At 71.6% G+C, this 21855-nt stretch carries 21 protein-coding genes; 12 read left to right on the top strand and 9 right to left on the bottom strand.

Annotated features, from left to right (window positions below; genetic code table 11):
* Positions 1-12 precede the first annotated feature (12 nt).
* The 3 genes from VFH10_RS14025 to VFH10_RS14015 are packed head-to-tail and all read right to left on the bottom strand — an operon-like array spanning position 13 to position 2338.
* Entirely contained in the window at positions 13-996 is a 984-nt protein-coding gene (locus VFH10_RS14025; protein ID WP_325129604.1) for an adenylate/guanylate cyclase domain-containing protein, read from the bottom strand.
* Positions 983-1504 carry a PH domain-containing protein gene (locus tag VFH10_RS14020; RefSeq protein ID WP_325129602.1) on the bottom strand — a complete coding sequence of 174 codons (522 nt, stop codon included), beginning with the start codon at positions 1502-1504 and terminating at the stop codon, positions 983-985. The genes VFH10_RS14025 and VFH10_RS14020 overlap by 14 nt, the downstream gene beginning before the upstream one ends.
* A 24-nt stretch (positions 1505-1528) precedes the next feature.
* Positions 1529-2338 carry a biotin--[acetyl-CoA-carboxylase] ligase gene (locus tag VFH10_RS14015; protein WP_325129600.1) on the bottom strand — a complete coding sequence of 270 codons (810 nt, stop codon included), beginning with the start codon at positions 2336-2338 and terminating at the stop codon, positions 1529-1531.
* Positions 2339-2394: 56 nt separating this feature from the next.
* Between VFH10_RS14015 and VFH10_RS14010 the strand changes: the two genes are divergently transcribed.
* The 4 genes from VFH10_RS14010 to VFH10_RS13995 are packed head-to-tail and all read left to right on the top strand — an operon-like array spanning position 2395 to position 6635.
* Positions 2395-4002 carry an acyl-CoA carboxylase subunit beta gene (locus VFH10_RS14010; RefSeq protein ID WP_414689875.1) on the top strand — a complete coding sequence of 536 codons (1608 nt, stop codon included), beginning with the start codon at positions 2395-2397 and terminating at the stop codon, positions 4000-4002.
* A 50-nt stretch (positions 4003-4052) separates the two neighbouring features.
* Positions 4053-4298: an acyl-CoA carboxylase subunit epsilon gene (locus tag VFH10_RS14005; protein ID WP_325129597.1), complete on the top strand. Its 246-nt coding sequence runs from the start codon at positions 4053-4055 to the stop codon at positions 4296-4298.
* Between the two features lie 37 nt (positions 4299-4335).
* Positions 4336-6039, top strand: coding sequence for a DUF885 domain-containing protein (locus VFH10_RS14000; RefSeq protein WP_325129595.1), 1704 nt, complete (start codon positions 4336-4338; stop codon positions 6037-6039).
* Complete coding sequence (locus VFH10_RS13995) at positions 6036-6635, top strand: nucleoside triphosphate pyrophosphatase (RefSeq protein WP_325129593.1); 600 nt, start codon at positions 6036-6038, stop codon at positions 6633-6635. Before VFH10_RS14000 ends, VFH10_RS13995 begins: the two co-directional genes overlap by 4 nt.
* A 46-nt stretch (positions 6636-6681) precedes the next feature.
* On the opposite strand, the gene rfbD is transcribed toward VFH10_RS13995, so the two are convergent.
* Positions 6682-7530 (bottom strand): dTDP-4-dehydrorhamnose reductase, encoded by an 849-nt coding sequence (gene rfbD / locus VFH10_RS13990; RefSeq protein ID WP_325129591.1) that lies wholly within the window; start codon positions 7528-7530, stop codon positions 6682-6684.
* 81 nt (positions 7531-7611) lie between these two features.
* Here rfbD and VFH10_RS13985 point away from each other — a divergent pair, with 81 nt between their 5' ends.
* A complete protein-coding gene (locus tag VFH10_RS13985; protein ID WP_325129589.1) occupies positions 7612-8229 on the top strand; it encodes a dTDP-4-dehydrorhamnose 3,5-epimerase in 618 nt (205 codons plus the stop codon).
* Between the two features lie 12 nt (positions 8230-8241).
* On the opposite strand, the gene VFH10_RS13980 is transcribed toward VFH10_RS13985, so the two are convergent.
* Entirely contained in the window at positions 8242-8871 is a 630-nt protein-coding gene (locus VFH10_RS13980; RefSeq protein WP_325129587.1) for a class I SAM-dependent methyltransferase, read from the bottom strand.
* Between the two features lie 109 nt (positions 8872-8980).
* Between VFH10_RS13980 and VFH10_RS13975 the strand changes: the two genes are divergently transcribed.
* Positions 8981-10300: a lipopolysaccharide biosynthesis protein gene (locus VFH10_RS13975; RefSeq protein ID WP_325129586.1), complete on the top strand. Its 1320-nt coding sequence runs from the start codon at positions 8981-8983 to the stop codon at positions 10298-10300.
* Between the two features lie 10 nt (positions 10301-10310).
* Here VFH10_RS13975 and VFH10_RS13970 read toward each other — a convergent pair whose 3' ends face one another.
* Together VFH10_RS13970 and VFH10_RS13965 are read right to left on the bottom strand one after the other, a co-directional pair.
* A complete protein-coding gene (locus VFH10_RS13970) occupies positions 10311-10799 on the bottom strand; it encodes a GtrA family protein (RefSeq protein ID WP_325129584.1) in 489 nt (162 codons plus the stop codon).
* Between the two features lie 18 nt (positions 10800-10817).
* Positions 10818-12014 carry an acyl-CoA dehydrogenase family protein gene (locus VFH10_RS13965; protein WP_325129581.1) on the bottom strand — a complete coding sequence of 399 codons (1197 nt, stop codon included), beginning with the start codon at positions 12012-12014 and terminating at the stop codon, positions 10818-10820.
* Between the two features lie 124 nt (positions 12015-12138).
* On the opposite strand from VFH10_RS13965, the gene VFH10_RS13960 reads away from it, so the two are divergent.
* The 6 genes from VFH10_RS13960 to VFH10_RS13935 all read left to right on the top strand — a co-directional run bounded on the left by VFH10_RS13960 (position 12139) and on the right by VFH10_RS13935 (position 20345).
* Positions 12139-12516 (top strand): MerR family DNA-binding transcriptional regulator, encoded by a 378-nt coding sequence (locus VFH10_RS13960; protein WP_325129579.1) that lies wholly within the window; start codon positions 12139-12141, stop codon positions 12514-12516.
* A gap of 23 nt (positions 12517-12539) precedes the next feature.
* Entirely contained in the window at positions 12540-13496 is a 957-nt protein-coding gene (locus VFH10_RS13955) for an NAD-dependent epimerase/dehydratase family protein (RefSeq protein ID WP_325129577.1), read from the top strand.
* A gap of 105 nt (positions 13497-13601) precedes the next feature.
* On the top strand, positions 13602-15404 hold the full coding sequence (locus VFH10_RS13950) for an acetyl/propionyl/methylcrotonyl-CoA carboxylase subunit alpha (RefSeq protein WP_325129576.1): 1803 nt from the start codon (positions 13602-13604) through the stop codon (positions 15402-15404).
* 49 nt (positions 15405-15453) lie between these two features.
* On the top strand, positions 15454-16572 hold the full coding sequence (locus VFH10_RS13945) for a glycosyltransferase (protein WP_325129575.1): 1119 nt from the start codon (positions 15454-15456) through the stop codon (positions 16570-16572).
* A gap of 38 nt (positions 16573-16610) precedes the next feature.
* Positions 16611-16910: an antibiotic biosynthesis monooxygenase gene (locus VFH10_RS13940; RefSeq protein ID WP_325129574.1), complete on the top strand. Its 300-nt coding sequence runs from the start codon at positions 16611-16613 to the stop codon at positions 16908-16910.
* A gap of 54 nt (positions 16911-16964) precedes the next feature.
* Entirely contained in the window at positions 16965-20345 is a 3381-nt protein-coding gene (locus VFH10_RS13935) for a pyruvate carboxylase (RefSeq protein WP_325129571.1), read from the top strand.
* A gap of 14 nt (positions 20346-20359) precedes the next feature.
* Here VFH10_RS13935 and VFH10_RS13930 read toward each other — a convergent pair whose 3' ends face one another.
* Positions 20360-21055, bottom strand: coding sequence for an alpha/beta hydrolase (locus VFH10_RS13930; RefSeq protein ID WP_325129569.1), 696 nt, complete (start codon positions 21053-21055; stop codon positions 20360-20362).
* A gap of 222 nt (positions 21056-21277) precedes the next feature.
* Positions 21278-21855: helix-turn-helix domain-containing protein (locus tag VFH10_RS13925; RefSeq protein WP_325129567.1), on the bottom strand; the 578-nt coding region annotated here is incomplete at its 5' end.

Here is a 21855-nt window from a genome sequence, read left to right as displayed (position 1 = left end):
TGCGGAGTCCGCTCAGGTGCGTCGCACCGTGACCGGTTCGACCACCCCGAAACCCCTCAGCGGCCGCGGCGGGAGCGCCCGCCACTCGAACTGGTCGTCCGGGAGCAAGGCGGCGGACCGGCTGTCCGTGATGACCCGGTTGCGTCTGGCCACCCCGGTCAGCCTGGCGGCCAGGTTCACCGGCGGGCCGAAGACGTCCCCGAGCCGCATCACCACCGCACCGGTGGCCATCCCGATCCGAACGTCGGGCAGGCGAGTGTCGTTGCCGATGACGTCGATGATCGACAACGCGATGTCCATGGCCTTGCCCGGGTCCTCGGAGACGAAGAGGACCGAGTCGCCCAGCGTCTTGATGATCCGCCCGTGCCGGCCCGCCACCACGTCGCCGCACCGGGACTCGAAGATCTCGACCATGTCGCCGATCCGGTCCTCGTCCATCTCGTTGGACAGCGCGGTGAACTGCACGAGGTCGGCGAACCCGACGGTGACCTCGACGGTGTGCAGGTCCTCGTCGTTGGCCCCGAGCGTCTCGACCCGGGCGACGGCCGCCGCGAGGTGGCGCCGCCAGGCGTAGACGAGGAGCCGCTCGAACGGGAGACCGACCTGCTCGGCGAGGCGGAGGGCGCTGCCGATCCGGCTGCCGGTCGCCTGGTCGCCGGCCTCGAGCTGCTCGACCCGGGACGCGAGCGTGCCGACCTGCCAGTCCGCGAGCCGGGCCACGGTCTGGCCGACCGCCCGGGTCAGCCGGACGGCGGTGTCGAAGTCGATCGCACCCTGCTCGACCGTGCTGACGATGGTGCTCAGCGCGGCCAGGTCGGCGTCGGTGAAGGCGGCACTCTCGCCGACGTCGGGGAACCCCAGCGCACGCCAGAGCCGCCGTGCGTCCTCGACCGGGACCCCGGCCGCCTCGGCCACCTCGTCGCTGGTGAGCCGCGGCGCGTCGCCGAGCAGCGTGGACTCCAGCTGCTCGCGGGTGAACGGGTCAGGCTCCGTCATCGGTCCGTTCGGATCCCGGGGTGGCCAGCCGGTGCAGCTCGTCGGACACCTGCATCTGCACGCGCTCGACCTGCGGGATGTCATGCAGGAGCACAGTGCCGGTCTCGCTGGCGTCGGAGACGACGAGCGTGCCGCAGCCGAACACCCGGTCGAGGATCCCGATGTCGAAGTCGACACCGCTGATCCGGTTGAGCGGGATGGTCCGGCCCTGCTTGGCGATGAAACCGCTGCGCTTGATGAACCGGCGGTTGGTGAAGGTGTACGACGTGGTCAGCCACGCGATGAACGGCTTGACCACCCACCAGAGGGCGACCAGCCCGGTGAGCAGCCAGATCACGATCTGCACCAACGGCTTCGCGCTCGACTCCGGCACGATCGTGACCAGGAACCCGGCCACGCCCGCCAGCACGATCAGCAGCAGCGCGGGCACGAGCAGCGCCTTCACATGGGTGCGGGTGCTGACGACGATGTGCTCGCCCTCGTTGAGGAGCCGGCTCGGGAAGGACACGCGACGATCATGGCACGCAGGGACTCACTGCGGTCGCACGTGGATCACGTCGCCGGCGCCGAGCACGGTCTCGCCCTGGGAGGTGCGCACCACCAGCCGGCCGTCGGCGTCGATGCGCACCGCCTCACCGTTCAGGTCGTCCCCGCTCGGCAGCCGGACGCGCACCGTGCGGCCGAGGGTGTCGCACAGCTCGGTGTACGCCGCGTGCAGCTCCCTCGGCTCCGCACCGGCCGCCCGCCACGCGTCGTACCGCGCGGCGAGTGCCTCCAGGATCCCGGCCAGCAGGGCCACCCGGTCCACGGTCGTGCCTGCGGCGCGCTCGAGGGAGGTCGCGGTCGGGACCGGCAGCTCGCCCGCGGTCTGCGAGACGTTGAGCCCCACCCCGACGACGGCGCCGGCCCGGCGCGGGCCGTCGACCCGCTCGACGAGGATGCCGCAGACCTTCCGCTCCTCCGCGAGCACGTCGTTGGGCCACTTCAGCGCGACGTCGACCCCGACCGTGCGACGTACTCCCTCGGCCACGGCCACGCCGGTGAGGAGGGGCAGCCACGGCCAGCGCGCGACCGGGGCCTCGTCGGGGGTGAGGAGCACCGAGAAGGTCAGCGCCGCGCCCGCCGGCGTCACCCAGCTGCGGTCGAGCCGGCCCCGTCCGGCGGTCTGGTGGTCGGCGACCACGACCAGCCCCTCGGGCTCTCCCGCGCGCAGCCGCGCGGCGACGACCGCGTTGGTGGACGGGGACTCGGCGAGCACCTCCGCACGCCACCGGCCGCCACCCAGCGCGGTCGCGACGGCCCCCGCTTCGAGTGGTGGGCGGCCGGACGAGGCGGTGTTCACAGGCACTAGTGTCACGTCTGACGAACACGAGGAGAGGATCACCCGTGAGCGAGGCAGTGGCGAGCAACCCGGACGAGGGCACCGAGGTCCCGCCCGACATCGACATCCACACCAGCGCCGGCAAGGCCGACGACCTCACCCGTCGCCTCGACGAGGCCGTGCACGCCGGCTCCGCGCGGGCGATCGAGAAGCAGCACGCGAAGGGCAAGAAGACCGCGCGCGAGCGGATCGAGGAGCTGCTCGACGAGGGCTCGTTCATCGAGCTCGACGAGCTGGCCCGGCACCGCTCGACCGCGTTCGGGATGCAGCAGAACCGGCCGTACGGCGACGGCGTGGTGACCGGCTACGGCACCGTCGACGGTCGCCAGGTGTGCGTGTTCGCGCAGGACTTCACCGTCTTCGGCGGATCCCTCGGCCAGGTCTTCGGCGAGAAGATCGTGAAGGTCATGGACCTCGCCATGAAGACCGGCTGCCCGATCATCGGGATCAACGATTCCGGTGGTGCGCGGATCCAGGAGGGCGTCGTCTCGCTCGGCCTCTACGGCGAGATCTTCCGCCGCAACGTGCACGCGTCCGGCGTGATCCCGCAGATCTCGCTGATCATGGGGCCCTGCGCCGGCGGCGCGGTCTACTCCCCCGCGGTCACCGACTTCACGGTGATGGTCGACCAGACCTCGCACATGTTCATCACCGGTCCCGACGTGATCAAGACCGTCACCGGCGAGGACGTGTCGATGGAGGACCTCGGCGGTGCCCGGTCGCACAACACCAAGTCCGGCAACGCGCACTACATGGGCCACGACGAGTCCGACGCGATCGAGTACGTCAAGGCGCTGCTGTCCTACCTGCCGCAGAACAACCTCGACGAGCTGCCGTCGTACGACGAGATCGCGGACCTCGAGGTCAACGACACCGACCGGGCGCTCGACACGCTGATCCCGGACTCCCCCAACCAGCCCTACGACATGCACACGGTGATCGAGTCGGTGCTGGACGACGAGGAGTTCCTCGAGGTCCAGGCGCTGTTCGCGCCCAACATGGTGGTCGGCTACGGCCGGGTCGAGGGACGTCCGGTGGGTGTGGTCGCCAACCAGCCGATGCAGTTCGCCGGCACCCTCGACATCGACGCGTCGGAGAAGGCCGCCCGCTTCGTGCGCACCTGCGACGCGTTCAACATCCCGGTGCTGACGTTCGTCGACGTGCCAGGCTTCCTGCCCGGCACCGACCAGGAGTGGAACGGCATCATCCGCCGCGGCGCGAAGCTCATCTACGCGTACGCCGAGGCGACCGTCCCGCTGGTCACGATCATCACCCGCAAGGCGTACGGCGGGGCCTACGACGTGATGGGGTCCAAGCACCTCGGCGCCGACATCAACCTGGCCTGGCCCACCGCGCAGATCGCGGTCATGGGCGCGCAGGGCGCCGTGAACATCCTGTACCGCTCCGAGCTCGCCTCGGCCGACGACCCGGAGACCCGGCGCACCGAGCTGATCACGGAGTACGAGGACCACCTCGCCAACCCGTACCTCGCGGCCGAGCGCGGGTACGTCGACGCGGTCATCCACCCGCACGAGACGAGGTCCGAGATCGTCCGCGCCCTGCGGTTGCTGCGCACGAAGCGGGAGACGCTGCCGCCCAAGAAGCACGGGAACATCCCACTGTGACCGGTAGGGAACGATCAGAGACTGTGACCGGTAGGGAACGATCAGAGACTGTGACCGGCACCGACGGACCGGTCGTCGAGCCCGTCGAGACGCCCGCTCCGGTGCTGTTCTCGGTCAAGGGGGACGCGACACCGGAGGAGGTGGCCGCCCTGGTGGCCGTGCTCCAGGGGATCGCGGCCTCGGGGGCACCTCCGGCGAAGCCGCCCCGCTCGGAGTGGGCCTCCCCCCACCGCGCCGTGCGCGGCTTCCACGCTTCCGGCACCGGCGGCTGGCGCTCGAGCTCGATGCCCCACTGACGCGGTCGACCCCTGTCTTGGTCCTAGGGTGCTCCCTGTGACTGATGCTGACCTCCCCGCACCCGCCCGGCCCGTGGACGCCGTCGCCGACGCCTACGTCGAGGACTACTGCGCGCTCGACCCGGTGGCCGCGACGTACCTGGGTGTCCCCGGGCACGAGAGCCGGCTCACCGACTACTCCCCCGACGGCTTCGCCGCCCGCGAGGCGCTCACCCGCAAGGCGCTGGCCGACGCCACCGCCGCGGCGCCGAGCGACGAGCGCGAGCAGGTCGCCAAGGACGCGTTCCTGGAGCGACTGGGCCTCGAGGTCGAGATGTACGACGCCAAGGTGCCGCAGTCGCAGGTCTCGGTGATCACCAGCGCGCTGCACGAGATCCGCTCCGTGCTCGACCTGATGGACACTTCCGACGACGCGGCCTGGGAGCACGTCGACGCCCGGCTGGCTGCGTTCCCCGAGGCGCTCGAGGGCTACCGCGTGACTCTGCTGCAGTGCGCCGACGACGGACATGTCGCCGCACGGCGGCAGATCGCCGAGGTCGCGAGCCAGGTCCGGCAGTGGACCGGGCAGCAGGGTTCGGGCGGCAACTTCTTCACCGGGTTCGTGGACGGGTCGCACCGGCAGGGCCGGCTGCGCGAGGGGCTCGACCGGCACGCCCGCGAGGCCAGCGAGGCCACGGCGGCGTTCGGCCGGTTCCTCGACGAGGAGCTGGCACCGCGCGGCCGGGAGACCGAGGCCTGTGGTCCCGACCTGTACTCCCTCGGCTCCCGCTACTTCCTCGGCTCCGACGTCGACCTGCTCGAGACCTACGCGTGGGGCTGGGAGGAGCTGGCCCGCATCGAGAAGGACATGGTCCGCGTCTCCGGCCAGATCGTGCCGGGCGGATCGATCGACGACGCCGTCGCCGCGCTCGACGCCGACCCGGCCCGCAACATCACCGGCAAGCAGGAGTTCGCGGCCTGGATGCAGGAGCTGGCCGACCGCACGATCACCGAGATGGCCGACGTCCACTTCGACATCCCCGAGCCGATCCGCCGGATCGAGTGCAGGATCGCGCCCACCTCCGACGGCGGCATCTACTACACCGGGCCGTCCGAGGACTTCAGCCGACCCGGCCGGATGTGGTGGGCCGTGCCCGACGGCCAGACGGAGTTCTCCACCTGGCGCGAGGTCACGACCGTCTACCACGAGGGCGTGCCCGGTCATCACCTGCAGGTCGCGCAGACCGCCTACCGCCACGACCTGCTGAACCGATGGCAACGGCTGATGTGCTGGGTCTCCGGGCACGGCGAGGGCTGGGCGCTCTACTCGGAGCGGCTGATGGACGACCTCGGGTACCTCGCCGATCCGGGCGACAATCTCGGGATGCTCGACGCCCAGGCCTTCCGCGCCGCCCGCGTGGTCATCGACATCGGCATGCACCTGCTGCTCGAGATCCCGGAGGACAACCCCTTCGGCTTCCACGCCGGCGAGACCTGGAACCGCGAGCTCGGGCTCCAGTTCCTCCGAGAGCACACCCGGATGGAGGACGAGCTGCGCAAGTTCGAGATCAACCGCTACCTGGGCTGGCCCGGCCAGGCCCCGTCCTACAAGGTGGGCGAGCGGATCTGGCTGCAGGCACGCGACGACGCCATGGCACGGCTCGGCGACGCCTTCGACCTCAAGACGTTCCACCGGGCCGCCCTCGACCTCGGCTCGATCGGGCTCGACCCGCTGCAGGCGGCACTGGCCCGGATCTCGTGAGCCGGTTCGTCCTGGCGTCCGCCTCGCCGGCCCGGCTGGCCACGCTGCGCGACGCGGGCGTCGAGCCGCGCGTGGTCGTCTCCGGTGTGGACGAGTCGCAGGTGACGGACACCGACCCCGCCATGCTGGCCGCGCGGCTCGCCGAGCTCAAGGCCAGGGCGGTGCTCGACCGCGTGCAGCCCGAGGACACGTCGTGGGTGCTCGGCTGCGACTCGGTGCTCGAGCTCGACGGGCGGCTCCTCGGCAAGCCTGGTGGCGCGGCCGAGGCGGTCTCCCGCTGGCGCGACATGCGCGGCCGCTCCGGCGTACTGCACACCGGGCACTGCCTCATCGACGTCGCGACCGGCCGGCAGGTCCTGCGCCCTGTCGACACGGTCGTCCATTTCGCGGACGTGACCGACGAGGAGATCGACGCCTACGTCGCGACTGGCGAGCCGCTGCACGTCGCGGGTGCGTTCACCGTGGACGGGCTCGGTGGCGCCTTCGTGCGCGGCCTCGAGGGCGACCCGCACAACGTGGTGGGGCTGAGCCTGCCGGCCCTGCGCGAGATGTTCGCGGAGCTCGGCGTGCGCTGGACCGACCTCTGGACCCGCTGAGTTGTCAGAGCGTCAGACGGCTATGACCGGCTGAGGATCTGACAACTCAGCGGAGCACGGAGGGGGCGGCCGCCTCCCAACGCTCGCGCCAGCCGCCGATGGGCGCGACGCCGATCCGTTCCAGGGCGCCGTGGCCGAGCACGCTGTACGCCGGGCGGGGTGCCGGCCGGACGAACGCGTCGCTCGTGGTCGGTGTCACGACGGCCGGGTCGAGCCCGGCCGCGGCGACCACGGCCCGCGCGAAGTCGAACCACGAGCACCTGCCAGACGAGGTTGCGTGGTAGGTGCCGGCCGGCGCGTCCGCCTCGACCAGCCGCACCACCAGGTCGGCGACGTCGGCGGTCCAGGTGGGCTGGCCGACCTGGTCGTCCACCACGCTGACGGCGCCCTTCTCCCGCGCCACCCGGGCGATCGTCTTGGGGAAGCAGCCGCCGTGCGCGCCGTAGAGCCAGGCGGTCCGCACGACGTGGTGCCGCCCCGGCAGCGCGGCCCGCACCGCCTCCTCACCGGCGGCCTTCGTCCGCCCGTAGGCCGACCGTGGCGCTGTGCGGGCGTCCTCGGCGTAGGGGGTCGTGGCGTGTCCTTCGAACACGTAGTCGGTGCTGATCTGCACGAGGCGGCCAGTCGTCCCGGCGACCGCGCGGGCGAGGATGTCGGGGACGACGCCGTTGGCCTCGAGCGCCTCGGCCTCGTGGGTCTCGGCGTCGTCGACGGCGGTCCACGCGGCACAGTTCACGACCAGGTCGTGGCCCTCCACCAGCTCGCGCACCGCTCCCGGGTCGTGAAGGTCCGCCGTGGAGCGCACCGCGGCGGTGACGTCGTACTCCCGCGATCGGAGCAGGCCGACGACGTCGGTGCCGAGCATCCCGGCGGATCCGGTGACCAGCCAACGCACCTTGGTCCCCTGTCGGTCGAAGTGGATGGGTGCGGCCGCACCGCGCGACGGACCCGGCCGAGCGATTTGTACCCTAGCCGGATGGAGATCCGTGAGCTGAAGGTCGGGGACGCCTACGAGGTGACGCCGAAGATCCTCGGCGACAGCCGCGGCGCGTTCCTCGAGTGGTTCCGCGCCGACCGCCTCCAAGAGACGACCGGGCGACGGCTGGACCTCCTCCAGGCCAACGCCTCCATCTCACGGGCCGGGGCCGTCCGCGGCATCCACTTCGCGGACGTCCCGCCGGGGCAGGCGAAGTACGTCTCCTGCCCGCGCGGCGCGCTGCTCGACGTGGTGGTCGACATCCGGGTCGGATCTCCCACGTTCGGAGCGTGGGACACGGTGCTCCTCGACGACGTCGATCGAAGAGGCGTGTTCGTCTCCGAGGGTCTCGGCCACGGGTTCATGGCGCTCGAGGACGACACGATGATCAGCTACCTGTGCAGCGCGCCGTACACCCCCGCGCGCGAGCACGGCGTGCACCCGCTCGACCCGGCCATCGGCATCGAGTGGCCCACCACCGGGCGCAATGGCGCGCCCCTCGAGCCGCTGCTCTCCACCAAGGACACGGAAGCGCCGTCGCTTGCGGACGCCGAGCAGCAGGAGCTGTTGCCGTCGTACGACGCCGTCCAGTCGTTCCTGGCCTCGCTGCGCGGCTGAGCTGCTCCCTGGTCAGCCGGGCTTGGTCGCCAGCAGGTTGAACTCGTTGTACGTGAAGGCCTTGCCCGCGAACCGGGGAAACGGAAAGCTCGCCGCCCGCTCCGGCACCAGACCGACCGACCGAGCCAGCTCGGCGAGATCGTCATTGGTCGTGAAGCGCTCGTGGGTGGCGTCGCTCTTGTAGCCCCGTTCCTGCGGACAGATGAAGAAGACCTTGCCGCCCGGCTTGACGTACGGCAGGTACTCCCGCACCAGCTTCTGTCCCAGCTCGGCCGCCATGTGCTCGATGACGTGAGCAAGGAGCATGGAGTCGAACGAGCCGACCGCTGCATGTGGCGACGAGACGAACTCCTCCGACGTGTACGCGGTGAAACCTCGCCTCCGGGCGATCTCGACCGAGGCCGCGTTGTGATCCACACCCACCGACCCGGGCGCCAGGGTCGCGAGGTTGCGACCGATCCCACAACCCACGTCGAGGGTCTTGCCGAGGCCCTGGCGCCGAAGGTTCCACTGATACGGAGCCTGGACGTTCAGCAGCCGCTTCCAGGTCGCAGTCTCCTTGCGTACGAGCCTGTCGGCGTACGCCGCGCGCTTGGTGCTCGCGGGTGGCGTCGACTCGTCGCCGTGGTTGCTCTGTGCCATCGGTGCTCCCTCCGCTTCGCGGACAGGATCCGCGCTCGCCCCTACAGGCGAGAGGCCACGGGCATGGTAGTCGTTAGGATGCGCCGCATGTCGGCCCGCTGGAGGTTCCATGCCTGAGGACCGACCAAGGGCCACCGCCCGCGACGGAGCGCGATCGGCCGCAACCGTCGGGGCGGGGCTGATCCTGCTGGCGATCTCGGCGAGCGTGTTCCTCGTCGTCGCCGCCCGGGCCACGGGTCCCGAGCAGTTCGCCGGTCTGGCGGTGTTGTGGACGCTGGTCTACACGGTTGGGATCGGGCTCTTCCTGCCGTTCGAGCAGGAAGTCGCGAGGGCGGTCGCGGACCGGGCGACGAGAGGCGAAGGCGCCCGACCAGTGGTCACCCGGGCCGCCGTCGCGGCCGGGGGTCTCTTCGTCGTCGGGACTGCGATCCTGGCGCCCCTGTCCCCGTGGATGGTCGACACGCTCTTCGACGGGTCGTGGACCCTCGCCTTGGCGTTGCTGCTCGCGTCCCTCGGACTCGCTGCCCAGTACCTGCAGCGCGGGGCGCTGTCCGGGTCCGGCCTGTTCGGCTCCTACGCCACCCAGCTCGGCGTGGAGGGTGTCCTGCGCCTGACCGGGTGCATCGCCCTGCTGGCGATCGGGGTGGGAGTTCCTGGCCCCTACGCGCTCCTGCTCGCCGCGGCTCCACTCCTGTCGGTCGTGGCGGTCGCGCGACCCTTCGCCCGGGTGAGTCTCGTGCCCGGCCCTGCCGCCTCGTGGCGAGAGCTGTCGAGCAACCTGGGCTGGCTCCTCGCGGCCTCCCTGGCGGCCCAGGGCCTGGCCAACCTCGCGACGGTGGCGGTCAAGCTCCTGGCGGACGCCGGTGAGACGGCCGCTGCCGGGCACTTCCTGGCCGGGTTCACGGTCGCGCGGCTCCCCCTGCTCGTGTTCGCGGCGGTGCAGGCCGTCCTGCTTCCGAGCCTCACCCGCAACCTTGCCGAGGGCGCGCACGGTCGCTTCCACCGCCAGCTCCGTCTCGTCCTGTGGGTGACGGCGGCCCTGGGCCTCGTCGGCGTGGCCGGCTCGTTCGCACTGGGGCCAGAGGTGCTGCGGCTCCTCTTCGGTCCGGAGTTCGACATCCAGCGGCTCGACTTGGCGGCCCTGAGCCTGGGGACCGCGATCTACATGCTGGCTCTCGTGCTGCAGCCTGCGGTGATCGCACTGGACAGGCACCGGGTGAACGCCATGGCCTGGGTGGCAGGACTGGGAGTCTTCGTGGCTTGCCTGGCCATCCCGCTGGGCACGTTCGCCCGCGTCGAGGTGGCTCTCGTGCTCGGCAGTCTGACCGTCGTCGGCGCCCTGGCGGCACCTGTGCTGCGGCATCTGGCCGAACTGGACGATGTCAGTCCAGATCCCGATCTGGCGGCTTCACGCATCGGGCTGGAGTGAGTCGACCGACTCAGGCCCGTGCGCCCTCCAGCGCGGCCTTCTCACGGCGGCGCTCCAGCCGCCGCGGGCTCAGGAAGATGAACCGCCGGAACGCCCAGAAGCGTGCGGCGGTCCCCAGCCCGAGCCCGACGACGTTGGCCGCGATGTTGTCCGACAGCGGGTCGGTGAGGTCGAGCACGTAGCGCGTGAACGCCAGGCACCCGACCGGGATCAGCATCGACAGGGTGTTGACCAGGAAGAACGCCAGCCGACCACCCGCAGGCCCGACCGCCTCGCGGTCGCGGAAGGCCCAGGACCGGCTGCCGCGGTAGCTGACGAGCATGCCCACGGTGTTCGCCAGCACGAACGCGAGGATCGGCTGGGCGTTCAGCGGTCCCGGTCCACCGAGGTAGCCGTGCACCAGTCCGTTGAAGAGCACGAAGGCGACCAGCGTCGCCACCCCACCCACGGTGAGGAACTTGGAGGCCTCGGCCGCGAACCGATGCAGCCGTCGACCCATGCGCGCAACCCTATGGGGTCACTCCACGGGCAGGCCGCGGCCGCGCGCGATGAGCATGCGCTGGACCTCGGAGGTGCCCTCGCCGATCTCGAGCACCTTGGCGTCGCGGTAGAACCGCGCGACCGGGTACTCCTCCATGAAGCCGTAGCCGCCGAACACCTGGGTGGCGATCCGGGTGGCCGTGACGGCCGACTCGGTGGCGTACAGCTTGGCGACCGCGGCGGCCTGCTTGAACTCCTTCATCGGCCGACCCGCGTCCTTCAGCGCCGCCGCCTTGTAGGTCAGCAGCCGGGACGCCTGGAGCATCACGTCGAGGTCCGCGATCTGGAAGGCGACGCCCTGCTTCGAGCCGATGGGTACGCCGAACGTGGTGCGCTCGCCGGCGTACTGGAGGCTCATGTCCAGGCAGGCCTGGATGCAGCCGACAGCCAGCGCCGCGATGGCCACCCGGCCGTCGTCGAGCGTGGCGAGGAACTGCGCGAAGCCGCGACCCCGCTCGCCGAGGAGGTTCGTCTCGGGCACGCGCACGTCGGTGAACGTGAGCGGATGGGTGTCGGAGGCGTGCCAGCCGAGCTTGTCGTAGGCCGGCTCGGCGGTGAAGCCGGGCGTGCCCAAGGGCACGATGATCGTGGAGATCTCGGGCCTCTCGCGGCCGGCTCCGTCGGTCGAGCCGGCCCCGGTGCGTGCGGTGACCGTCACCACCGACGTGATGTCGGAGCCGGAGTTAGTGATGAACTGCTTCGCCCCGTTGACTACCCACTCGCCGTCGACGAGCTCCGCCCGGGTCTTGGTGGCACCCGCGTCGGAGCCGGCACCCGGCTCGGTCAGGCCGAACCCGGCCAGCGTCCGGCCGGCGACCAGGTCCGGCAGCCAGGTCTGCTTCTGCTCGTCGGTGCCGAAGGTGAGGATCGGGTTGATGCCGAGACCGACGGCGGCCTCGAGGGTGATGCCCATCGACTGGTCGACCCGGCCGATCTCCTCGATCGCCAGGCACAGCGACGTGAAGGCACCTTCCTCGCCCGTGAGCCCGGCGCCGCCGTACTCCTCCGGCGCGGTCAGCCCCATCAGCCCGAGCGCGCCCATCTTCTGCACGACGTCGGAGGGGAAGTGGTGCTTGCGGTCCCACTCGGCGGCGTGCGGCGCGATCTCGGCCTCGGCGAACTCGCGGACGGACCGGCGGAACGCCTCGTGCTCGGCGGACAGCTCGTAGCTCATCGGATCTCCCGGAGGGTGTGCGTGGTCTACCACGTCTTACGCTTACGTCAACGTAAGCGAGGGTAGGACGCTTCCGCTACGGAAGCACAAGCCCACCGGCTCTGCATCGACGGACGGCGGCACAGTGGACCAGACCTGGACGATCACCCAGCTCGCGGACGAGCACGGCATCACCCTGCGCACCCTGCGCCACTACGAGGACGTCGGTCTGCTCACACCCGAGCGGCGCGGCACCACGCGGGTCTTCCACCACCGCGACCGGATCCGGCTCCGGCTGATCCTGCGTGGCAAGCGGCTCGGGTTCACGCTGCCGGAGATCGCCACCATCGTCGACATGTACGACGACCAGCCCGGCGAGGCCGGCCAGCTGCGCTACCTCCTGGACCAGATCGAAGTACGCCGGGAGGAGCTCGCCCAGCGACGCCGCGACATCGACGACACCCTGGCCGAGCTCGCCGAGGTGGAGGCCCGCTGTCGCGACGACCTGTCGAAGCTCGCCTAGCCCCGGAGTGCTTGGATCGGGACATGCGCTACGCCATCACCGGCGCGACCGGGTTCGTCGGCGGCGCCGTCGCCCGCCGGCTGCGCGAGGAGGGCCACGAGGTGGTCGCCCTGGTCCGCGACCCGGCGCGGGCGACCGCCCTCGCCGACCTCGGCGTCGATCTGCTGCCCGGCGACCTCGACGACGTCGCCGCGCTGGACCGGCTGTGCACCGGCGTGGACGGGCTCTTCCACGTCGCCGGCTGGTACAAGCTCGGCCAGCGCGACCCGTCGGAAGGTGACCGGGTCAACGTCGTCGGCACCCGCAACGTGCTCGAGGCGGCCCTCCGCAACGGCGTACGACGGGTCGTCTACACGAGCACCCTCGCGGTGAACTCCGACACCGAGGAGCAGGTCCTCGACGAGACCTACCGCTTCACAGGTGAGCACCTCTCGCACTACGACCGCACGAAGGCCGAGGCCCACGACGTCGCGCTCGAGCTGGCCGGCCGGGGCCTCCCGGTCGTGATCGTCCAGCCGGGCCTGGTCTACGGCCCCGGGGACACGGCGCAGACCGGTGCCTTCATCGCGCAGGTCGTCGCCGGGAAGCGACCGATGGTCCCAGGGGCCGGAGGTGTGTGCTGGGCGCACGTCGACGACGTCGCGGCCGGGCACCTGCTCGCGATGGAACACGGCGAGCCCGGGCGCTCCTACATGCTGGCGGGCCCGCGCGCCACGCTGGCCGACGGACTCGGCCGGGTGGCCCGGATCGCCGGAACCCAAGGCCCGCTCGTGCTGCCGGAGCGACTCGTGCAGGCCGGCGCGAAGGCGATCGGACTGGTCGGTCGCCTCGTCCCGCTGCCGCCCGACTACGCGGCGGAGACGATCCGTGCCGGGCTCGCGACCTACTACGGCAGCCCGGCCCGCGCCGAGCGCGAGCTCGGCTGGCGGGCACGCCCGCTGGACGAGGGGCTGCGACAGACCGTCGACGCTCTCCGCTGACCAGGGATCGCGGCCGCTGTCCGGCCAGCAGCCTGCCGAGCGCCACCGGGCCGGTCAGCCCTAGACTCCCGAGGGACATACGCGAGGTGCAAGGAGATCGAACCCGTGGCCGTTCAGCCGAAGGTCAAGCCGCTCCAGAAGGTCCTCATCGCCAACCGTGGCGAGATCGCGGTCCGGGTCATCCGGGCCTGCAAGGACGCGGGCATCGGCAGTGTCGCGGTGTACGCCGAGCCCGACCGGGACGCGCTGTTCGTGCGGCTCGCCGACGAGGCGCACAGCCTGGGTGGGGCCACCCCGGGCGACTCGTACCTCTCCATCGAGAAGATCATCGACGTCGCCAAGAAGAGCGGCGCCGACTCCGTGCACCCCGGCTACGGCTTCCTCGCCGAGAACTCCTCCTTCGCCCAGGCAGTGCTCGACGCGGGCCTCGTCTGGATCGGTCCGCCGCCCGCCGCCATCGACGCGCTCGGTGACAAGGTGCAGGCCCGGCACATCGCGCAGAAGGTCGGCGCTCCGCTCGTCGCCGGCACCAAGGACCCGGTCGAGAGCGCCGACGAGGTGGTCACCTTCGCCAAGGAGCACGGCCTCCCGATCGCGATCAAGGCGGCTTTCGGCGGCGGCGGACGCGGCCTGAAGGTGGCCCGCAAGGAGGAGGAGGTCGCCGAGCTCTACGAGTCCGCGGTGCGGGAGGCGATCGGCGCGTTCGGCCGCGGCGAGTGCTTCGTCGAGCGGTACCTCGACAAGCCGCGCCACGTCGAGACCCAGTGCCTCGCCGACCAGCACGGCAACGTCGTCGTCGTCTCCACGCGTGACTGCTCGCTGCAGCGCCGCCACCAGAAGCTCGTCGAGGAGGCGCCCGCGCCGTTCCTCTCCGAGGAGCAGATGGCCACGCTCTACGACTCCTCCAAGGCGATCCTCAAGGAGGCGAAGTACGTCGGCGCCGGCACCTGCGAGTTCCTCGTCGGCCAGGACGGCACCATCTCCTTCCTGGAGGTCAACACCCGCCTGCAGGTCGAGCACCCGGTCTCCGAGGAGGTCACCGGCATCGACCTGGTCCGTGAGATGTTCCGCATCGCCGCCGGCGAGGAGCTCGGCTACGACGACCCGAAGGTCGAGGGCCACTCGATCGAGTTCCGGATCAACGCCGAGGACGCCGGCAGCAACTTCATGCCCGCCCCCGGCACCCTGACCCGCTGGCACCAGCCCTCCGGTCCGGGCGTCCGCGTCGACGGCGGCTACGACCAGGGCGAGACGGTTCCCGGCGCGTTCGACTCGCTGGTCGCCAAGCTCATCGTCACCGGCGTCGACCGCACCCAGGCGCTGCAGCGGTCCCGCCGAGCGCTCGACGAGTTCGTGGTCGAAGGCATGCCGACGGTCATCCCGTTCCACTCGGCGGTCGTGCACGACCCGGCGTACGTCGGCAGCCCGGCCGACAAGCCCGAGTCGTTCGACGTCTACACGCAGTGGATCGAGACCGAGTTCGACAACCAGATCCCGCCGTACGCCGGGTCCGCCGAGGGCGAGGACGCCGAACCCGAGGACCGGCAGCGGATCACCGTCGAGGTCGGCGGCCGCCGGCTCGACGTGGTCATCCCGGCCGGTTTGGGCGGGCTCGCAGGCGCCGCCGCCGGAGGCGCCGGGGCGAAGAAGCCGAAGCGGGCCAAGAGCAAGAAGGCCGGAGCCGCGGCCAGCGGCGACGCCGTCGCCTCCCCGATGCAGGGCACCATCGTCAAGGTGGCGGTCGAGGAGGGCCAGGAGGTCGCGGAGGGCGATGTCATCGTCGTGCTCGAGGCGATGAAGATGGAGCAGCCGCTCAAGGCCCACAAGGCCGGCACGGTCACCGGGCTCGACGCCGAGGTCGGCGCGTCCGTGTCGAGCGGCGCCGTGCTCTGCGAGATCAAGGACTGAGCCGCTGCGCATCCACGTCCTCGTCTTCGACGCGTTCGGCGGCGGGGGCGTGGCCCGCACGGTCGTCAACCTCTGCAACCACCTGGCGCCGTCGCACGACGTCGAGCTGGTCAGCCTGTTCCGAAGCCGGCACACGCCGCGGTTCGCGCACCATCCTGAGCTCGAGGTCACGGTCCTGCACCCGACGCCGCGCCGCCCGAGCCGGCTGCGCGGCCGGATCAGCGCCCGCCCGAGCCGGCTGCAGCCCGCGCCGGGCGAGCCGCGGATGAACCGGCTGACCGACCTGCTGCTGCGCCGCCACCTCGCGACGGTCGGCGATGGCGTGATCGTCTCCACCCGGCCGTCGCTGCACCTCGCCGCCCTCCAGCTCGCCTCGCGAGGAGCGGCGGTCGTCGTCGGCCAGGACCACGGCCACTTCGACGCGCGCTACGAGAACCCGCGGCTGGCCGCCGTCCTCGACTGGGCGGTCCCCCGCCTGGATGCCCTCGCCGTGCTCACCGAGGCGGACGCGACCGACTACCGGGCCCGCTACCCCGACGCGGCGGACCGGATCCGACACCTCCCCAACGCGCTGCCCTGGCCGATCCCCGAAGTGCCCGCGCCGCTCGACGTCAAGGTCGTCGTGACGGCCGGGCGGCTCGACGTCAACAAGGGCCACGCCCGGATGATCCGGGCGTTCGCACCGGTCGCCGAACGCCATCCCGAGTGGCAGCTGCACATCTACGGCGCCGGGTCGGAGGACCGCGCGATCGAAGGGCTGATCGACGAGCTCGGGCTGGTCGGCCGGGTGCGGCTGATGGGCTACACGCTCGACCTGCGCGGCGTGCTCTCACAGGCGTCGGTGTACGCACTGGCGTCGTACTCCGAGAGCTTCTCGATGTCACTCATCGAGGCCATGAGCGTCGGCCTCCCGCCGGTCGCGATGGACTGCCCGCGCGGGCCGCGGGAGATCGTCGACGACGGCGTCAACGGTTTCCTGGTGCCGGACGACGACGGGGAAGCCTTCACCGCCGCCCTGCTCCGGCTCGTCGAGGACGAGGCACTGCGCCGCTCGCTCGGCGCCCGTGCGCACCGGGACTCGCAACGCTGGTCGATGAGCGCGGTCGGGCGGGCCTGGGAGCGGCTGCTCGTCGAGAGGACCCGGCGCCTCGACGGGCGGGCCGGCTGAGCCCTAGCGTGGCGACACGACGACGGACGGAGAAGCTCATGGCACTCACCCTCGGACTGCTCGCCACGTTGGAGGCCAAGCCCGGGAAGGAGCAGGCCCTCGCGGACTTCCTGGTCGCCGGCCAGGCCCTCGCCCAGGCGGAGGCCGGGACGGTGGTCTGGTACGCCTTCCGCATCGACGAACGCACCTTCGGGATCTTCGACGCGTTCGAGTCCGAGGATGCTCGGCAGGCGCACGTGAACGGGGAGATCCCGCGTGCCCTGGCGGAGCAGGGCGCGGAGCTGCTCGCCGCTGAACCGGCGATCCGTCCGGTCGACGTACTCGCGACGAAGCTCTGATCGCCGGTCGGACGGCCCGCGCCGCCCGGGAGCCCTCCCACTAGCCTCGGGGCCATGTTCAACAAGGTGCTGGTGGCCAACCGGGGCGAGATCGCGGTGCGGGCGTTCCGTGCTGCCTACGAGCTCGGCGCGCAGACCGTCGCGGTCTTCCCGCACGAGGACCGCGGGTCGGAACACCGGCTCAAGGCCGACGAGGCCTACGAGATCGGCGAACGGGGTCACCCGGTGCGCGCCTACCTCGACCCGGAGGCGATCGTCGCCACCGCACGTCGCGCCGGAGCCGACGCCATCTACCCCGGTTACGGCTTCCTCTCGGAGAACCCGCTGCTGGCCGAGGCCTGTGCCAACGCCGGGATCACGTTCATCGGCCCCACCGCCGACGTGCTCACCCTCACCGGCAACAAGGCCCGCGCGATCGCCGCGGCCAAGCAGGCCGGCGTTCCCACCCTCGCCTCGGTCGAGCCGGGCACCGACCCCGACGCCCTGGTCGCGTCCGCGCGGGACATGCCGTTCCCGCTGTTCGTGAAGGCCGTCGCCGGCGGTGGCGGTCGCGGGATGCGGCGCGTCGACGATCCGGAGGACCTGCGCGACGCCGTCGAGACCTGCATGCGCGAGGCCGAGGGCGCCTTCGGCGACCGGACTGTCTTCATCGAGCAGGCCGTCGTCGACCCGCGGCACATCGAGGTGCAGATCCTCGCCGACGGCACCGGTGAGGTGATCCACCTCTTCGAACGGGACTGCTCCGTGCAGCGGCGGCACCAGAAGGTCGTCGAGATCGCACCGGCCCCCAACCTCGATCCCGCCCTGCGCGAGCAGATGTGCGCCGACGCCGTGCGGTTCGCCCGGGAGATCGGCTACCGCAACGCCGGCACCGTCGAGTTCCTGCTCGACCCGGCGGGCAAGTACGTGTTCATCGAGATGAACCCGCGCATCCAGGTCGAGCACACCGTGACCGAGGAGGTCACCGACGTCGACCTCGTCCAGTCCCAGATGCGGATCGCGTCCGGCGACACCCTCGCCGACCTGGGGCTCTCGCAGGACTCCGTCACCCTCCGCGGCGCGGCGCTGCAGTGCCGGATCACCACCGAGGACCCCGCCAACGGGTTCCGGCCCGACACCGGCAAGATCACCACCTACCGCTCCCCCGGCGGTGCGGGCGTCCGGCTCGACGGCGGCACGACGTACACCGGCGCCGAGGTCTCGGCGCACTTCGACTCGATGCTCGCGAAGCTCACCTGCCGTGGCCGCGACTTCGCCTCCGCCGTCGACCGGGCGCGTCGCGCGGTCGCGGAGTTCCGGATCCGCGGGGTGTCCACCAACATCCCGTTCCTGCAGGCGGTGCTCGACGACCCCGACTTCCGCGCGGGCCGGCTCACCACATCGTTCATCGAGGACCACCCGCAGCTGCTCACCGCGCGCTCCAGCGCCGACCGCGGCACCAAGCTCCTGAGCTACCTCGCCGACGTCACCGTCAACCAGCCGCACGGTCCCGCGCCGGTGTCCGTGGACCCGGTCGCCAAGCTGCCCGACCTCGACCTGACCGTCCCCGCTCCCGACGGCACCCGACAGGCGCTGCTGTCGCTCGGTCCGGAGCGGTTCGCGCGGGCACTGCGCGAGCAGCCGCCGGTCGCGGTCACCGACACCACGTTCCGCGACGCGCACCAGTCGCTGCTCGCGACCCGGGTCCGCACGCGGGACCTGATCGCGGTGGCCGGTCACGTCGCCCGCACCACCCCCCAGCTGTGGAGCCTGGAGGCGTGGGGCGGTGCGACGTACGACGTGGCGCTGCGGTTCCTCGCCGAGGACCCGTGGGAGCGGCTCGCCGCGCTGCGGCAAGCGGTGCCGAACATCCAGCTCCAGATGCTGCTGCGCGGTCGCAACACCGTCGGCTACACGCCGTACCCCACGGCGGTCACCGAGGCGTTCGTGCAGGAGGCGGCGGAGACGGGCGTCGACGTGTTCCGGATCTTCGACGCGCTCAACGACGTCGAGCAGATGCGGCCGGCGATCGAGGCGGTCCGCGGCACGGGTACGACGGTCGCGGAGGTGGCGCTGTGCTACACCGGCGACCTGTCCGACCCCGGGGAGTCGCTCTACACGCTCGACTACTACCTGCGGCTGGCCGAACGGATCGTCGACGCGGGCGCGCACGTGCTCGCGATCAAGGACATGGCCGGGCTGCTGCGCGCCCCCGCGGCCCGCACGCTGGTGCGCGCGCTGCGGGAGCGGTTCGACCTGCCGGTGCACCTGCACACCCACGACACGCCGGGCGGCCAGCTCGCCACCCTGCTCGCCGCGATCGACGCGGGGGTAGACGCGGTCGACGCCGCCTGCGCCGCCATGGCCGGCACCACCAGCCAGCCGGCCCTCTCGGCTCTCGTCGCGACGACCGACCACAGCGACCGGGCGACCGGGCTCGATCTGGCCGCGGTCAACGCGCTGGAGCCCTACTGGGAAGCCACCCGACGGGTCTACGCGCCGTTCGAGTCCGGGCTGCCGGCACCGACCGGCCGCGTCTACACCCACGAGATCCCCGGCGGTCAGCTCTCCAACCTGCGTCAGCAAGCGATCGCGCTCGGGCTCGGCGAGAAGTTCGAGCAGATCGAGGACATGTACGCCGCGGCCAACGACATCCTCGGCAACATCGTGAAGGTGACGCCGTCGTCGAAGGTGGTCGGCGACCTGGCACTGCACCTCGTCGCGGTCGGCGCCGACCCGGCCGAGTTCGAGGCCGAGCCCGGCAAGTTCGACGTGCCCGACTCGGTCATCGGCTTCCTCAACGGCGATCTCGGCGACCCGCCGGGAGGCTGGCCGGAGCCGTTCCGCAGCAAGGCGCTCGAGGGGCGTACGACGAAGCCGGTCGTCGCTGACCTCGACGCCGGGCAGCGGCAGGGCCTCGCCGACGACCGCCGCGGCACGCTCAACGAGCTGCTCTTCCCCGGCCCGACGAAGGAGTTCCACGAGTCGCGGGAGAGGTACGGCGACGTCTCCGTGCTCCCGACCGTGGACTACCTCTACGGGCTGCGCGCCGGCGAGGAGCACGTGGTCGAGCTGCAGGAGGGCAAGCGGCTGATCTTCGGCCTGCAGTCCGTCAGCGACGCCGACGAGCGTGGCATCCGCTCGGTGATGTGCACCATCAACGGCCACCTCCGACCGGTGAACGTCCGGGACCGCTCGGTCGCGGCGGACGCGCCGACCCAGGAGAAGGCCGACACCTCCAGGGCCGGCCACGTCGCCGCGCCGTTCGACGGCGTGGTGAGCATCGTCGTGTCCGAGGGCGACCTTGTCGCGGCCGGGGCCACCGTCGCGACGATCGAGGCGATGAAGATGGAGGCCTCCATCACCGCGCCCGTGGCCGGCACCGTGGAACGCCTCGCGCTCTCCGGCGCCCAGCAGGTCGAGGGCGGCGACCTCGTCCTCGTCCTCTCCTCCTGACGAGTTCCGCAGGATCAGGCAGTGCTGGCCAGACCGCTCGCCAGCTCTGCGCCGACCACGAACGACGCCACCGCCTCGACGACGCGCGGATCGGCGAGCACGCGCCGATGCCCCAGTCCGTGGGTGGTGACCAGCCGGGCGTCGGGAAGCCGGTCGACGAGCCGGACGCTCTCGTCGTACGACGCCTGCCGGTCATCGCGATCGTGCACGACGAGGGTGCGGACCGCCTCGCCCTCACCTGCGAGCACGGCGAGGTCGAAACGGGACGTCGGGATGCCGACGCGCTGCTCGACCAGCCGGTCCACGCGGGCGCGGGTGCGGACGCCGAGCCCCAGGTGGTCGGCGAAGGCCGCGAACTGCGTCGCGTACCTGCTCACCGGCGCCACCAGGACGAGCCGCGCGAGACCGAGCCAGCCGTGTTCCTGGGCGAGCATCGTCGCGAGGCCACCCATGGAGTGGGCGACGACGGCCCGAGCCGGGCCGAACCGGGCGGCGACGTCGTCGAGCGAGCGAGCCATCTCGACGCCGCTGCTGGTGGTGGGACCGTGCGGGCCCGGTCCGGAGTCGCCGTGGGAGAGCGCGTCGAAGAGCACCACCCGGTGACCACGCCGCACCAGTGGCGCGACGAACCCGGCGAGCTGGCTGCCGCGTCCGCCCCACCCGTGCACCAGGTAGACCACCGGACCCTCGCCCCAGAACGCGCCGCGCACGGTTGACCCCTGGGAGGGCACTTCGAACGCGGTGCCGCCGGGCGGGAGGCTGGTCGCCCGGACGGTGCGGGGGATCGTGAACCACCAACGGGTCGCCGCCCGCGCAGCCGGACCGGGCGCGACCCGCTCTGCAATGCTCGCAGCGCGCCGAATCAAACGAACGTTCGTGCTTTTCTGAACTACTGACAGTGCCATGGAGGAACTCCTCGGAGTGGGTCGGGGTCAGCTCTCGCGCCGAGCGGCGGCGAGGAGGGCCTCGAAGGCCCGTGCGGTGCGGTCGGCTGCGTCGGCGTCACGCAGCAGCCGGCTGGCGTGGTGGTGCCCCAGCATCAGGGCGTGCAGCTCGAACGCGAACTGCCGGAGGTCGAGGTCGGACCGGAACTCCCCTTCGGCCACCGCCGTCCCGGCAACCGTCGCCAGCACGTCGAGCCAGTCACGCTCGTTGGTCACGAGGGCGTCCCGGAGTGGTCCGGGCCGGTCGTCGAGCTCTGCCGCCGCGGCAACGAAGATGCAACCCCCGTCGAGGGTCTGCCGCGCCCAGGTGAGCCAGTTGTCGAAGACGGCGCGAACCCGGGCCTCGCCCCTGGGGGTCGCGAGGGAGGGTCGGACGACGACGTCGACGAACCGGGCCCGCGCTCGGTCCATCGCCTGCAGCTGGAGCTGCTCCTTGGACCGGAAGTGCGCGAACAGCCCGCTCTTGCTCATGTCGGCCTGCTCGGCGAGTCGGCCGATGCTCAGCCCGTCGAAGCCGACGCGCGACGCGAGCTGGACCGCCTCGTCCAGGATCGCCACCCTCGTCG

It is taken from the genome of Nocardioides sp., assembly GCF_035697785.1.
In the GTDB taxonomy this organism is placed as follows: Bacteria; Actinomycetota; Actinomycetes; order Propionibacteriales; family Nocardioidaceae; genus Nocardioides_B.
This window is presented reverse-complemented; position numbering and strand designations above follow the sequence as displayed.

What these genes read in the sequence shown, in the direction of transcription:
- VFH10_RS14025 (WP_325129604.1), bottom strand. Translation starts at nt 996, where the DNA reads ATGACGGAGCCTGACCCGTTCACCCGCGAGCAGCTGGAGTCCACGCTG.
- VFH10_RS13985 (WP_325129589.1), top strand. Translation starts at nt 7,612, where the DNA reads ATGGAGATCCGTGAGCTGAAGGTCGGGGACGCCTACGAGGTGACGCCG.
- VFH10_RS13980 (WP_325129587.1), bottom strand. Translation starts at nt 8,871, where the DNA reads ATGGCACAGAGCAACCACGGCGACGAGTCGACGCCACCCGCGAGCACC.
- VFH10_RS13975 (WP_325129586.1), top strand. Translation starts at nt 8,981, where the DNA reads ATGCCTGAGGACCGACCAAGGGCCACCGCCCGCGACGGAGCGCGATCG.
- VFH10_RS13970 (WP_325129584.1), bottom strand. Translation starts at nt 10,799, where the DNA reads ATGGGTCGACGGCTGCATCGGTTCGCGGCCGAGGCCTCCAAGTTCCTC.
- VFH10_RS13965 (WP_325129581.1), bottom strand. Translation starts at nt 12,014, where the DNA reads ATGAGCTACGAGCTGTCCGCCGAGCACGAGGCGTTCCGCCGGTCCGTC.
- VFH10_RS13955 (WP_325129577.1), top strand. Translation starts at nt 12,540, where the DNA reads ATGCGCTACGCCATCACCGGCGCGACCGGGTTCGTCGGCGGCGCCGTC.
- VFH10_RS13940 (WP_325129574.1), top strand. Translation starts at nt 16,611, where the DNA reads ATGGCACTCACCCTCGGACTGCTCGCCACGTTGGAGGCCAAGCCCGGG.
- VFH10_RS13935 (WP_325129571.1), top strand. Translation starts at nt 16,965, where the DNA reads ATGTTCAACAAGGTGCTGGTGGCCAACCGGGGCGAGATCGCGGTGCGG.